The sequence below is a fragment of the Mesorhizobium sp. P2_E6 genome (assembly GCF_056403835.1).
On the sequence record NZ_JBFUEQ010000001.1, the window covers coordinates 286,520 to 298,328 of the forward strand.

Genomic DNA, 11,809 nt, shown 5'->3' on the forward strand with positions numbered 1-11,809 from the left:
GTTCCCCTTGTTCAGCGTTTAGGAGCGCAAAGTCCGCTCATTTCCGGAAGTCGAAAAATTGCATGTGTACAAACTAAATCACCAAAGTCCGGACACGGCAATGCCGGTTCCCTGGGGGAAGCCCGGTTTATTTTCCAACGCGAACGGCTCAGCCAACCGTCGGCGTGGCAAGCAGCCAGAGGCCGAAGACCGTATAGGCGATCATCAGCACGGTGAGCGGGAACTGGCTGAGGGTAGCGCGGGAGGGCTGCGGGTGCAGGCGCCAGGCGAAGCCGTGGGCGACGAGGACGGCGAGCACATGGCCTGATATGATGGCGCCGGCCTGGACATTCCACAGCCACCAGGCGGAATCCGCACCGGCAACGATGCCCGCCTCGATCTGCATGTCGGCGGTGCCGAACAGGTTCCAGCCCAGCGCGAACGGGTCGGACAGTGCCGCAAGCGCATACTGGCCGTCGACGAGCAGCGACGTCAGATAATGCACGGCATGATAGGCAAGCGCGATCGGTACGATCGACCACACCAGCAGCCCGGCTGCCTGGCCGAAAGGGCGATCGCTTCGCGCAAGACGCTGACCGAGCCAGACGGCGAGCATGAACACGCCTGCAAGCAACGTGAACGTCAGAACGAGCCCAAGGCTGCCGCTGCCGATCACCGCCGTGCGGCCGGGAAATTCGAGCGGATTGATGCCGAACAGACCGAGCCAGAAGAAGGTTTTCGACAGGCCGTCGAAGGACACCGACGACAGGGCAAGAAGCAGGAAGGCAATGCCGCTGGCCGGTAACGGCTCGGCGGCGAGCAGCTTGGCACCCGGCCAGCACAGGCCAAGCCCGCCGGTTTTGTTGCGCTCGACGACCGCGAAACGCGCCACCATCGAGAAGAAGACCGACAGGAATTCGCCGTTGCGGCTCCAGTTTCGACAGCCGAACGCCAGCATGGCAAGGAGGGTGAGCAGCCAGTAGAGGCCGGCAGCATATGCCAGGCGCGCCGGATCGTCGGGCGCCGGATCGACGAGTTCGAACCAGGCAAAGGCGAAAAACAACAGGACGGCCGGCCAGCAGCCGAGCCATCGGGGAAGTCGCCAGCTCCCTTCATCCCCGGCGCCGAGCAGACGTGAGGCAAGGCGCCACGGCCCATACCATGGGTTGAGCCATGACCAGAGATCGCCGAGGACACCTTGCAGCAGCGTGACGCCAGCCCACAGCAGGGTCCAGATCACCAGCGGCAAAGGGTTTGAAAGCGGGTCGCGGCTGCCGAAAAAGCCGGCGGCGATGAGGATTGCAAAGCCGGCAAAGGAGACCAGGCTGACTGCGGCGCGCGCGCTGTCGCCAAATCCGAACAGCGGCATGCGCCGGCGCCAGAAACGATCAAGCCAATCCCCCGGCAGCAGCGCCAGCACGAGGAAACTGACGGCCACGGCGAAAGCCCCGCCTGCCAGATAGTAGCCGGTCGGTAAGAGCAGGACATGGCCACGGTCGGAAGCGTGGGCCAAGGCGGGCGTGGGGAGGACAAAGATCAGGGCTCCGACAAAGGCAATCGTCGAGCAGGGATACACTCCACTGCCGCGATCCTTCGCACCCCCCTCTGTCCTGCCGGACATCTCCCCCGCAAGGGGGGAGATCAGCAGTTCATCTGCCGGCCACCTTTCTTGCAATGTTGAAAATTGGCGAAACCAGAGGTGGCGGCCGATCTCCCCCCTTGCGGGGGAGATGTCCGGCAGGACAGAGGGGGGTGGGAGGGAATGCGACCGGGCGGTCATGTCATTCAACCCATCACCCCTCACACCTTGACCAGTTGCTCCACGCGGTCCTTCTGACCGAAGATCCTGAGATAACGCTCGATCTCTTTCTCGTCGCCGGTCGCCTTGGCCGGGTTGTCGGAGAGCTTGACCGCCGGTCTTCCATTGGCCTCGGTGACCTTGCAGACCAGCGATATGGCGTCCAGGCTGTTGGTTTCGGTTGGCGCGCAGCCCTCGAAATCATTGGTGAGGTTGGTGCCCCAGCCGAACGACATGCGCACCTTGCCCCTGAAGTGGCGGTAGGTCTCCTCGATCGTTTCGACCTCGAGCCCGTCGGAGAAGATCAGCAGTTTCTGCCGGGGATCCTTGCCCCTGTCGCGCCACCAGGACAGGATTTTCTCGCCGCCCTCGATGGGCGGAGCGCTGTCGGGGCGAAAACCGGTCCAGTCGGCCACCCAGTCCGGCGCGTCGCGCAGGAACGACGCCGTGCCGAAGGCATCGGGCAGCACGATCAGCAGATTGCCGCCATAATAGCGCTGCCAGTCCTGCAGCACCTTGTAGGGCGACTGTTTCAGCTCTTTTTCCGAATTGGCGAGCGCGGCGAACACCATCGGCAGTTCATGCGCGTTGGTGCCGAGCGCTTCGAGGTCGTTGTCCATGGCCAATAGCACGTTGGAGGTACCGGTGAAAGCTTCGCCGATGCCTTCCTTCAACGCCTCGACGCACCAGCGCTGCCACAGGAAGGAATGGCGCCGGCGCGTGCCGAAATCCGAAATGCGGATGCCGGGCAGCGCCTTCAGCCGTTCGGTCTTGGCCCACATCTTGGCCTTGGCGCGGGCATAGAGCACATCGAGCGCGAAGGGGCCATACGCCCGCATGGCCGCGCGGGAACGGAGCTCATTGATGATGGCGAGCGCCGGGATCTCCCACAGCGTCGTGTACATCCACGGCCCGCTGAAGGTGAGCTCATACTGGCCGTCGCGCTTCGACAATTCGTATTCCGGCAGCCTGAAATTCTCCAGCCAGGCGAGGAATTCCGGCTCGAAGATCTGCTTGCGGCCGTAGAAATTGTTGCCGCCGAGCCAGATCATCTCCTTCTTGCTGAAGCGCAAGGTGCGGGCATGGTCGAGCTGTTCACGCAGTTCGCCCTCGTCGATCTCGTCGGCCAGCCGCACGGAGGTGGTGCGGTTGATCAGCGAGAAGGTCGTGTCGACCTTGGGGTACATGCCCCAGATCATCTGCAGCATCAAAAGCTTGTAGAAGTCCGTGTCGAGCAGGCTGCGCACGATCGGGTCGAGCTTCCAGGTGTGGTTGTAGACACGCCGCGCAATATCGGTCTTAGCCATGTTTCAACACCGCCTTCGCTGCCTGCTACCCACAACCGCGACAGGCCTCATAGCATCGAATTGGCCAAAACGCTGCCCGGTTTCAGGGCTGGCCCGACAAAAAGAAAACCCTGCATGCGGCCGGACACGATCGGCCGGCACCGCCGCCGCCAGCCGGTGTCAGCTCCCGGTTCTGCCGCCGATGACCCTGAGCGCCGGACGCTTGCGGCGGGTGACGACGCGGCCCGCCACCGGCGCATCGGCGCGGCCGTCATCCTGCGCCTTCTCGGCAAACAGCCAGTCGATGAAAAGCTGCACGATCGGCGTCGACTTCATCTCGTTGCGACAGACGACATAGAAGTCGTCGATTGCCGGCACTGACAGGCTGAACGGCGCCACCAGCATGCCCCTGGCCAGCAGCGAACTGGCCGTCACCGAATCGCCCAGCGCCACGCCATGGCCGTGGACCGCGGCTTCAACCGCCATGCGTGCATCGCCCAGATGATGACGGCGGCCGCGTTCCAGGTCCAGCGCATCGGCGGCCGCCAGCCAGGTGTGCCATTCGCGGCCGTCATCGCCATGCAGGAAGACATGGTCGGCGAGATCCCTGACGCTGCGGATCGGACGGTTGTTGATCAACGTCGGGCTCACCACGGGAAACAGTTCGAGCCCCGACCATTTGCGCATCCAGCAATCGGTCCAGCTGCCGTCGCCGTAGTGCACGCAGACATCGATCTGCGGCGCGCGGATATCCTTGGCGTCGTTGGAAGGGATCAACGTCAGCCTGATGTCAGGATATTGCGCCATGAAACTGCCGAGCCGCGGCGTCATCCACAGCAAGAGCAATGCGGGCACGCAGGAGACGGAGAGCGTGCCGCTGCTCGCCGGCCTTGTCATGCGCTGCGTGGCGGCGGCGATGCCGTCGAAGGCGCTCGAGACCGCCGGCAGCAGCTCGGCACCATGCGGCGTCAGTTTGACCCGCTGGCCGGCGCGCTCGAAAAGCTTGACGCCGAGCGACTGCTCGAGCGCCTTGATCTGGTGGCTGATGGCGCCATGCGTGACATTCAGCTCACTCGCCGCCTTGGTCAGCGAGCCATGGCGGGCCGTTGCCTCGAAGGCGCGCAGCGGATTCAGCGGTGGCAGGCGCTTGGCCATGGGCATCCATTGAAGCACGATCCCGAAAAATGGAGGCCGGTTTTCGGATGAGATCGTGCTCAGAGTTGATTGTGAGATTTTCTCACAGCCAACACCCTAACAATATCAATTGATTTTTCAATGCGGCTGCCAGACACTTTGGCCCGGAACAGCATCAAGACGTGAAATCTGCAGGCAGCCAGCGGGACAACGACCCGGCCGGATGACGGTCGCTTCGCCAAGGTCACCGGCGGCCGCACTGCATCAGGCGGGAGGAGCGGACATGGGTTACGATCGCGGTAAGCTCGACGCGTTGCGTCGCAAATATGGCGAGAGCCATGGCGGCGAAATGTTCGACCCGAAATTCCGGCGCGTCGCCGACAAGATCTTTTCCAAGTCCGGCACCCGGCTGGCGCCCTATTCCGGCATCCCCACGTTCCTCGCCGCCCCCTACCGCGAAATAGCGGCCGACAATCCGGATTTCGGCGACCTGCAGGTGGCGATGATCGGCGTGCCGATGGACCTCGGCGTCACCAACCGGCCGGGCTCGCGTTTCGGACCAAGGGCGCTGCGCGCCATCGAACGCATCGGCCCCTACAATCACGTGCTGGAATGCGCCCCGACGCATGAACTTCGGGTCGCCGACATCGGCGACACGCCGTTCCGCAGCCGCTACCGGCTCGAGATCAGCCATGAGGATATCGAGCGCCGCACCAACCAGATCGTCGATGCCGGCGTCATCCCGTTGTCGGTCGGCGGCGACCATTCGATCAGCCATCCGATCCTGAAGGCGGTCGGCAAGAAAGCCCCGGTCGGCCTGATCCACATCGACGCCCATTGCGACACCAGTGGCCTGTTCGACATGACCAAGTTCCACCACGGCGGACCGTTCCGCAACGCGGTGCTCGACGGCGTGCTCGATCCGACGCGCACGATCCAGATCGGCATTCGCGGCTCGGCCGAATACCTGTGGGAGTTCACCTACGAGTCCGGCATGACCGTCGTGCATGCCGAGGAGGTGACCGGTCTCGGCATCCCCGCCATCATCGAGAAGGCGCGCAAGATCGTCGGCGACGGGCCGACCTATGTCTCCTTCGACATCGACAGCGTCGATCCGGCCTTCGCGCCCGGCACCGGCACGCCGGAGGTCGGCGGCCTGACGACGCGCGAAGTGCTCGAACTGCTGCGCGGCCTGAAGGGCCTCAACATCGTCGGCGGCGACGTCGTCGAGGTGGCGCCGCAATACGACGCGACCACCAACACGGCGCACGCCGGTGCCCAGGTTCTGTTCGAAATCCTGAGCCTGATGGTGTTCAGCCCGGCGATCACAGGCAAGGGAGCCTGACGTTTAGAAGACGAAGGCGGCCGCCGCGCTGGAGCCGGCGGCCGACCCAGACAAACAAAGCTTCCAGGGGGGAATAAAAATGACGATCCGTATCACGCTCAAATCATCCATCGCCGCCATGCTGATGCTTGGCACCGCAAGCCTTGGCCTCGGCACGCAAGCCGCCAATGCCGACGCGCTGGCGGACATCACCAAGGCCGGCACCATCAATGTCGGCGTCTTCGCCGATTTTCCGCCCTTCTCCTCGGCCAGCGCCGACATGAGCCTCAAGGGCTATGACATGGATGTCGCGCAATACATTGCCGACACGCTCAAGGTGAAGCTCAATCCCGTCGCCGTCACCGGCCAGAACCGCATCCCGTACCTGAACGACCATCGCGTCGACCTCTTGATGAGCGTCGGCTATTCGAAGGAACGCGAGCAGGTGATCGACTTCGCCGCTGCCTACGCGCCCTACTACATCGCGGTGATCGGCCCGGCGGCGCTATCGGTCAAAGGCAAGGAAGACCTTGCCGACAAGTCGATCGCCGTCAACCGCGGCACGCTCGAGGACACCTCGCTCACCGAGGCAGCACCGGCGTCGGCCGACATCAAGCGTTTCGACAACTACAATTCGGTGATCCAGGCCTTCATTTCCGGCCAGACGCAGCTGATGGTCGTCGGCAACGATGTCGGCGCGCAGGTGCTGGCCAAGCAGGACGCGCTGAAGCCGGAGCAGAAGTTCCAGCTTCTGACCTCGCCTTCGCACATCGGTCTCAACAAGAACGAAGACAGCTTGAAGAAGGCGGTCAACGACGCCATCGCCAAGATGCTGGCGGACGGCAAGCTGGACGCAAGCTCGCAGGCCTGGCTGAAGACGCCGCTCAACCCCGACAACCTCAAGGATTGAGGTCCGGTGGCCTTTGCCTGGCTTCCAGGGGCTGCGGGTGACATCGCGCGCGGAGCGGTCACGACGATCCTGTTGATCGCCGTGACCACGCTGGCGGGGACGTTCCTCAGTATCCTGGGTGCCGCGGGACGGCGAAACGGCCCCGTGCTGCTCAAGCGGGCGATTGCCGCCTATGTCGAGGTGATGCGCAACACGCCGTTCCTGGTGCAGCTGTTCTTCATCTTCTTCGGGCTGCCCAGTCTCGGTATCAGGCTCGATCCGGTGCTGGCCGCCATCCTGGCGATGACGCTCAACATGGCGGCCTATACGATCGAGATTGTCGGCGCCGGACTTGACGCCGTGCCGCCCGGACAGACCGAAGCAGCCCTTGCGCTGGGCTTGAGGCCACGCCAGGTGTTCATCAAGATCGTGCTGCCACAGGCGCTCAAGGTGATCTATCCGGCGCTGACCAGCCAGATCGTCATCATGATGCTGGAGTCCGCCGTGGTGTCGCAGATCGCGGTGCGCGAGCTTACCTACGAGGCCGACATGCTGCAGGCACGCACGTTCCGGTCCTTCGAGACCTATCTTGTCGTGACGCTGGTTTATCTCGTCCTGTCGATGGCCTTGCGCCGGCTGTTGGTCACGGGCGGACGCCGCGTCCTGGGGGCTGGCGTGTCATGATCGAATTCACCTTCTGGGACATCGTGCGCAACCTTTTGCTCGCCGCCCGCTGGACGGTGCTGCTGTCACTGGCCGCCTTCGTGGGCGGCGGCGTTGTCGGCATGGTCGTGCTGTTCTTCAGGATCGCCAAGAACAAATGGAGCCGGCGCATTGCCTCCGGCTATATAGCGCTGTTCCAGGGGACGCCGCTGTTGATGCAGCTGTTCCTGATGTTCTTCGGTCTGCCGATGCTAGGCCTGCGCATCGAGCCGTGGACGGCGGCGGTGCTCGGCCTGACCTTTTTTGCCAGTGCCTATCTGGCCGAGATCTGGCGCAGCGGCGTCGACGCGCTGCCGCGTGGCCAGTGGGATGCCGGCGCCAGCCTTGGCCTGCACTATCTGCAGGAGCTGAGGCTGATCATCCTGCCGCAGGCGTTTTCGATCACCCGCGCGCCGACGGTCGGGTTTCTGGTGCAGCTCATCAAGTCGACGGCGCTCACCTCGATCATCGGCTTCGAGGAGCTGGTGCGGACCTCCAACGCCATCAACAATGCGACCTTCGAACCCTTCAAGGTCTACGGGCTGGTGGCGCTGATCTTTTTCGTCATGTGTTTTCCACTGACGCAATACGCGCGTTCGCTCGAACGACGCGCCGCCCACTGAGCCGCAAGAAGACGGCGGGCAACGGATTCAAGGGAACCAGCCGGAGATCCGGCACAAACAGAGGAGAGACCAGATGAACAGATTGATCGCAACACAAGTCAGCCGGCGCAGCGTGCTTGGCGCTGGCCTGGCGACGGCCGGCGTGCTCGCCATGCCGTCGATCCTGCGGGCGCAGGACAAGTCGCTCAAGGTCGGCGTCTATGGCGGCTACTTCAAGAAATCCTTCGACGAGCACGTCTTCCCCGACTTCACCAAGGCCACCGGCATCGCGGTAGAATCGGTTGCCGAGCCGACCGGCGAGGCGTGGCTGGTGCAGCTCGAACAGGCGGCCAAGGCGGGCCAGGCGCCGGCCGATCTTTCGATGATGTCGCAGACCTCGACGCTCAAGGGCCAGTCGACCGAACTGTGGACGCCGCTCGACACCTCGAAGTTCAAGCATTACGGCGACCTGTTGCCGCGCTTCATCAACAAATATCCGGATGGCCGCGTTGCCGGCATCGGTGCGGTGGCCTGGTGGATCACGCTGGTCTCCAACACCGATGTCTACAAGGAGGCGCCGACCTCCTGGGCGGCATTCTGGGACAAGGCGAACGAGGACAAGCTCGGCCTGCTGGCGCTCGCCTCCAACTCGTTCCTGCTCGAAGTGACGGCCAAGACCTTCATGGGCGGCACCAATGCCCTCGACACCGAGGAAGGGTTGAACAAGGCGTTCGAGAAGCTCGCCGAGGTCAAGCCGAATGTGCGCCTCTGGTATCGCGACGAAGCGCAGTTCGAGCAGGCGCTGAAGTCGGGCGAAATCCCGATGGGCCAGTATTATCACGACGTCACCGGCCTCGCGATCGCCGACGGCTTCCATGTCCGCACCACCTTCCCGAAGGAGGGCGGCATCCAGGACTCCGGCAATTGGGTGCTGTCGCGCGCTTCGACCAAGGTCGACGAGGCGCATGCCTTCATCGACTATATGAGCCAGCCGTCGATGCAGGGCGTGATGTCGCGCAAGGTCGGCACCACGCCGACGCTGAAGAAGGAGGTGCTCGACCTGACGCCGGCCGAGTTCGCATCGGTGTCGTCGGATATCGAGCCGATCATTCCGCGCTACGACCTCTATACGTCCAAGGCCGACTGGATCAACCAGAAGTGGACCGAGCTGATCGTCGGCTAAGCCGAAAACAGCTCGCCCGACATCGAAGCGCTCCTCATGACGGGTCGCTTCGCGAACCACCTCTCCCATTGCGATGGGAGAGGATATGCTACGCGCCGAAATCGCGGCGCCTCTCCTCTTGCGGCCGAGGAGAGGCCGCCGCGAAAACGAGGCGGCGAGGAACCATCCCATATCCTCCGGTTAACAGGATCAGCCATGTCCGGACTTGATATCAACGCCATCACCAAGGCCTTCGGCAATTTCATCGCGGTCGACAATGTTCGGCTCAACGTGCCGCACGGCACCTTCGTCTGCCTGCTTGGACCATCCGGCTGCGGCAAGACCACGCTGCTGCGCATGATCGCCGGGCTGGAGGAGCCGACCAGCGGCGCCATCGTGCTCGACGGCGAGGACATCACGCCGCTGCCGACCCACAAGCGCAATCTCGGCATGGTGTTCCAGTCGCTGGCGCTGTTTCCGCATCTTTCGGTCGGCGACAACATCGCCTACGCGCTGCGCATCCGCGGCGCCTCGAAGGAAGAGCAGAAGAAGCGCGTCGACGAATTGCTGACGCTGATCCATCTGCCCGGCTTTGCCGACCGGCCGGTGGCGAAGCTTTCGGGCGGCCAGCGCCAGCGCGTGGCAATCGCCCGTGCGCTGGCACTGTCGCCAAAGCTGTTCCTGCTCGACGAGCCGCTTTCGGCGCTCGACGCCAAACTGCGCGAGGCCATGCAGGTGGAACTGCGCCAGTTGCAGCAACGGCTGGGCATCACCACCATCGTCGTCACTCACGACCAGCGCGAGGCGATGACCATGGCCGACCTGGTCGTGGTCATGGGCCACGGCAGGATCCTGCAGGCGGCACCGCCGATCGAGATCTACCGCAAGCCGGCCGACGCCTTCGTCGCCGATTTCATCGGCATCACCAACCTTCTGCCGGCCGAGGTCGACAGCGCCGGACGCACCACCATCCTCGGCACCGCCATTCCGGGCCTCGCCATGCCGGCCGGCGTCACCAAGGCCTCGGTGTCGATCCGTCCCGAAGACGTGCATCTGGGCGAACCCGGCGGCCGCGCCATCACCGGCCAGGTGACCTTCGTGCGCGATCTCGGCGGCACCATCGAAACCTTCGTCGAGGTTGGCAGCACCAGCATCATCGCGGTGGCGACGCCGCGCGAAAGGCCCAACGTCTCGGTCGGCGCCAAGGTCGGCGTCACGCTGCCGCCCGAGAGCTGCGTGGTGCTCGGCTCATGAGACGCGAAGCGCCGAAATCATTCGCCGACTATACGCCGCTGCTGTTTCCCGGGCTAATGCTCGTGGTGTTCTTCGTCGTGCCGTTTTCGACGATGATCGCGGTCAGCTTCTTCAAGCGCAATCCGGCCGGTTTCTACACGCCCGATTTCGTCATCGACAACTATGCGCGGTTCCTGACCACCTTCTTCGCCGGCGTGCTCGGCTTTTCGCTGATGCTGGCGGTGCTGGTCGCCGTCTGCTGCGTCTCGATCGCCTTTCCGTTCACCTATCTGCTGACCAAGCGCTCGCGCCGCGTGCAGACGCTGTGGCTGGTCGGGCTGTTGTCGGTGCTGTCGCTGTCGGAAGTCATCATCGGCTTTGCCTGGTCGACGCTGTTTTCGCAGACCGCCGGCATCACCAACCTCTTCGTCGCGCTCGGGCTGATGGACAAGCCGGTGGCGCTGCTGCCGACCTTCGGCGCGGTGCTGGCCGGCATGATCTACCAGGCGCTGCCCTACACCATACTGGTGCTCTATCCGGCCCTGGTCCGCCTCGACCCGACGCTGCTCGAGGCCGCCCGCACGCTTGGCGCCTCGCCGGTCAAAGCTTTCTTCAACGTCGTCACCCCGGCGCTGCGCAACACCATCGTGGCGACGCTGATCATGGTCTTCGTCTTCGCGCTCGGCTCCTACCTGCTGCCGCAGATCCTCGGCCGGCCACGCCACTGGACGCTGTCGGTGCTGATCACCGACCAGGCGATCTACCAGTCCAACATGCCGTTCGCAGCCGCCATGGCGGTCTTCCTGGTGCTGATCTCGCTGGCGCTGGTCGGGCTGACGCTGCTCGTCGGCCGCAGGGAGAACGCACTATGACCGCCACCTTCCTTCGCCGGCTCTATTTCACCATCGTGGCCCTGTTCCTGGCCGCGCCGCTGATCGTCGTCGCCGGCGTCTCGGTCAACGCGCGGCAGGAACTGACCTTCCCGCCGAAAGGCTTCTCGCTCGCCTGGTATGGTCAGATCTTCGCCGATCCGGAATGGCGGCTGGCGCTGATCCATTCGGTGACGCTCGCCGTCTGCTCGGCGGCGATCGCGGTCGCTATCGCGCTGCCGCTTGCCTGGTTCCTGTGGCGGCGCATCGCACCCTGGGCAAACATTTTTCAGGTGCTCGGGCTTGCGCCTTTCATCCTGCCGCCGGTCATCACCGCGCTCGGCTTCCTCACCTTCTGGGCGACGGTCGGGCTGTTCGGCCAGTTCTTCACCGCCATCATCAGCCACGCCATTTTCTTCGTCACGCTGCCGCTGGTGACGCTGTCGCTGGGTTTTGCGTCGATCGACCGCTCGCTGGTCGAGGCCGCCGCGACCATGGGTGCCGACGACCGCACGGTGCTGAAGACGGTGGTGCTGCCGCTGATCCTGCCCTACCTCGTCTCCGGCTACGCCTTCGCCTTCGTGCTGTCGCTCAACGAATACATCGTCGCCTACATGACGATCGGGTTCACCACCGAGACGCTGCCGATCAAGATCTTCAACGCGCTGCGCTACGGCTACACGCCGACCATGGCGTCGGTGTCGGTGTTCTTCGTCGCGGTGGCAGCCCTGGTGTTCGGGGCGATCGCCAAGTTCGGAGACATCCGCAGGCTGCTCGGCGCGATGTCCTCCGAGGGCAACTGACCGGACCTGTCGCTCGAAATGATCATTT

At 63.9% G+C, this 11,809-nt stretch carries 11 protein-coding genes; 8 read left to right on the forward strand and 3 right to left on the reverse strand.

Translation table 11 applies throughout. The features are described 5' to 3' along the window. Positions 1 to 148: 148 nt before the first annotated feature. The 3 genes from AC1D08_RS01380 to gcvA all read right to left on the reverse strand — a co-directional run bounded on the left by AC1D08_RS01380 (position 149) and on the right by gcvA (position 4,218). Positions 149 to 1,600, reverse strand: coding sequence for a hypothetical protein (locus tag AC1D08_RS01380; protein ID WP_457151181.1), 1,452 nt, complete (start codon positions 1,598 to 1,600; stop codon positions 149 to 151). Positions 1,601 to 1,779: 179 nt separating this feature from the next. Continuing rightward, positions 1,780 to 3,084: a nicotinate phosphoribosyltransferase gene (gene pncB, locus AC1D08_RS01385; protein WP_477422436.1), complete on the reverse strand. Its 1,305-nt coding sequence runs from the start codon at positions 3,082 to 3,084 to the stop codon at positions 1,780 to 1,782. A gap of 159 nt (positions 3,085 to 3,243) precedes the next feature. Beyond that, positions 3,244 to 4,218, reverse strand: a complete 975-nt coding sequence (gene gcvA / locus AC1D08_RS01390) for a transcriptional regulator GcvA (RefSeq protein ID WP_457150842.1) — start codon at positions 4,216 to 4,218, stop codon at positions 3,244 to 3,246. Positions 4,219 to 4,480: 262 nt separating this feature from the next. Here gcvA and speB point away from each other — a divergent pair, with 262 nt between their 5' ends. From speB to AC1D08_RS01430, 8 genes are all read left to right on the forward strand, one after another. Then, on the forward strand, positions 4,481 to 5,542 hold the full coding sequence (speB, locus tag AC1D08_RS01395) for an agmatinase (protein WP_457150841.1): 1,062 nt from the start codon (positions 4,481 to 4,483) through the stop codon (positions 5,540 to 5,542). Positions 5,543 to 5,621: 79 nt separating this feature from the next. Continuing rightward, complete coding sequence (locus AC1D08_RS01400; protein WP_457150840.1) at positions 5,622 to 6,431, forward strand: transporter substrate-binding domain-containing protein; 810 nt, start codon at positions 5,622 to 5,624, stop codon at positions 6,429 to 6,431. 6 nt (positions 6,432 to 6,437) lie between these two features. Next, on the forward strand, positions 6,438 to 7,094 hold the full coding sequence (locus AC1D08_RS01405) for an amino acid ABC transporter permease (RefSeq protein WP_457150839.1): 657 nt from the start codon (positions 6,438 to 6,440) through the stop codon (positions 7,092 to 7,094). Further along, positions 7,091 to 7,735, forward strand: coding sequence for an amino acid ABC transporter permease (locus AC1D08_RS01410; RefSeq protein ID WP_457150838.1), 645 nt, complete (start codon positions 7,091 to 7,093; stop codon positions 7,733 to 7,735). Before AC1D08_RS01405 ends, AC1D08_RS01410 begins: the two co-directional genes overlap by 4 nt. Before the next feature lie 73 nt (positions 7,736 to 7,808). After that, positions 7,809 to 8,897, forward strand: a complete 1,089-nt coding sequence (locus AC1D08_RS01415) for an ABC transporter substrate-binding protein (protein ID WP_457150837.1) — start codon at positions 7,809 to 7,811, stop codon at positions 8,895 to 8,897. 195 nt (positions 8,898 to 9,092) lie between these two features. Next, the gene (locus AC1D08_RS01420) at positions 9,093 to 10,130 is read left to right on the forward strand and encodes an ABC transporter ATP-binding protein (protein ID WP_184873001.1); all 1,038 of its coding nucleotides are present in this window, start codon (positions 9,093 to 9,095) and stop codon (positions 10,128 to 10,130) included. Continuing rightward, positions 10,127 to 10,981, forward strand: a complete 855-nt coding sequence (locus AC1D08_RS01425; RefSeq protein WP_457150836.1) for an ABC transporter permease — start codon at positions 10,127 to 10,129, stop codon at positions 10,979 to 10,981. Before AC1D08_RS01420 ends, AC1D08_RS01425 begins: the two co-directional genes overlap by 4 nt. After that, complete coding sequence (locus AC1D08_RS01430) at positions 10,978 to 11,781, forward strand: ABC transporter permease (RefSeq protein WP_095083388.1); 804 nt, start codon at positions 10,978 to 10,980, stop codon at positions 11,779 to 11,781. Before AC1D08_RS01425 ends, AC1D08_RS01430 begins: the two co-directional genes overlap by 4 nt. Positions 11,782 to 11,809: the final 28 nt, after the last annotated feature.

What these genes read in the sequence shown, in the direction of transcription:
- AC1D08_RS01380 (WP_457151181.1), bottom strand. Translation starts at nt 1,600, where the DNA reads ATGTCCGGCAGGACAGAGGGGGGTGCGAAGGATCGCGGCAGTGGAGTG.
- pncB (WP_477422436.1), bottom strand. Translation starts at nt 3,084, where the DNA reads ATGGCTAAGACCGATATTGCGCGGCGTGTCTACAACCACACCTGGAAG.
- gcvA (WP_457150842.1), bottom strand. Translation starts at nt 4,218, where the DNA reads ATGGCCAAGCGCCTGCCACCGCTGAATCCGCTGCGCGCCTTCGAGGCA.
- speB (WP_457150841.1), top strand. Translation starts at nt 4,481, where the DNA reads ATGGGTTACGATCGCGGTAAGCTCGACGCGTTGCGTCGCAAATATGGC.
- AC1D08_RS01400 (WP_457150840.1), top strand. Translation starts at nt 5,622, where the DNA reads ATGACGATCCGTATCACGCTCAAATCATCCATCGCCGCCATGCTGATG.
- AC1D08_RS01410 (WP_457150838.1), top strand. Translation starts at nt 7,091, where the DNA reads ATGATCGAATTCACCTTCTGGGACATCGTGCGCAACCTTTTGCTCGCC.
- AC1D08_RS01415 (WP_457150837.1), top strand. Translation starts at nt 7,809, where the DNA reads ATGAACAGATTGATCGCAACACAAGTCAGCCGGCGCAGCGTGCTTGGC.
- AC1D08_RS01420 (WP_184873001.1), top strand. Translation starts at nt 9,093, where the DNA reads ATGTCCGGACTTGATATCAACGCCATCACCAAGGCCTTCGGCAATTTC.
- AC1D08_RS01425 (WP_457150836.1), top strand. Translation starts at nt 10,127, where the DNA reads ATGAGACGCGAAGCGCCGAAATCATTCGCCGACTATACGCCGCTGCTG.
- AC1D08_RS01430 (WP_095083388.1), top strand. Translation starts at nt 10,978, where the DNA reads ATGACCGCCACCTTCCTTCGCCGGCTCTATTTCACCATCGTGGCCCTG.